This window comes from Stenotrophomonas pictorum JCM 9942 (assembly GCF_001310775.1).
Lineage (GTDB): Bacteria > Pseudomonadota > Gammaproteobacteria > Xanthomonadales > Xanthomonadaceae > Stenotrophomonas > Stenotrophomonas pictorum.
On the sequence record NZ_BAZI01000623.1, the window covers coordinates 1 to 1,086 of the forward strand.

Sequence of the window (1,086 nt, forward strand, 5' to 3'; positions counted from 1 at the left end):
GGCCGACGAACGGGCGCAGCCCGCCATAGCGCTCCAGGTCCCAGGGGCAATCCATGTGGGTGCCGGATTTGAGCAGGGCGATCAGGCCGGTGGACAGGCCCACGGACAGCAGCAGGTACAGCAGCGGCCGGCCCAGCGGGCGCCAGCGGGCGTCCAGGCGGCTGCGGACCAGCGCCAGCATGACCAGCAGCGCCACGGCCCAGGTGAGATCCCGGCCGCCCTTGTGGATCAGCTGGCTGGTCCACCAGGCGTCTTTCAGCGCCCATTGGTCGCCCTGCCAGCGGTAGAGCTGGTCGGCCACCCACAGGTCACCGTTGCCGGCCATCAGCAGCACACTGGCGGCGACGGCCAGGACCAGCGGGACCCAGACGGTGCGGCTGGCGGATCCCCGCGAGGGGGCCGTGGCCGGGAAAGACAGCAGGCGGGAGGGGGCGGGGGCGGGCATGCAGCAGGGGCCATCGGATGGGATGGCGCGATGCTGTCCCGCCGGATGTCGGAATGCGGTCGGAAGGATGTGGAAATTCTGTCAGGCGTTAAGACAGTTGCCGGTCCTTGCCGGCACCGGTTTGGCGGGCGCGGCTCAGTCGCCGTCGTCGTCCGGCGCGGTATCGCCCCCGTCAACGCTGCCATGGGTTCTTTCGACGCAGGCCACATCCAGCGCTGTGCCGGGCAGCAGCTGCCAGTTGTTGCGGTTGGCACTGCCGATGGCGATGACCTGGGCGCGATCGGCGCAGGGACTCATCGCCTTGTCCAGCACGAACAGCCAGCGCCGATGTGGATCCTGTGCAACCCAGCGGGCCGCATCCTGCCACTGCTCGGCCACCGGGCGCTTGAAACCGAAATCGGCGGCCTGCGGATCGGTCTGCAGCAGGTTCTGCTCGCGCCAGGCCACCATGCCCAGCTCGGCCTCCGGGCCGATGCGCACGCGCACCTTGTCCATCACCTTCGAGGCGGAGCTGTAGGGATCCAGCGCCGGCATCGCGCCCAGCCCGTACATCGACCACAGCAGCACCGTGGTCAGCACCACCGCCAGACCCGCCCGGCGCAGGCGCAGGGTGATGGCCAGCAGCAGGCAGGCCGCGCCGA

2 pseudogenes are annotated in these 1,086 nt (G+C 70.3%); both read right to left on the reverse strand.

Annotation, left to right across the window (positions count from 1 at the left end):
• Positions 1 to 445: pseudogene (locus JCM9942_RS16595) on the reverse strand (phosphatase PAP2 family protein); the annotation flags it as partial.
• A gap of 135 nt (positions 446 to 580) precedes the next feature.
• Positions 581 to 1,086 (reverse strand): annotated as a pseudogene (locus tag JCM9942_RS16600) (hypothetical protein); the annotation flags it as partial.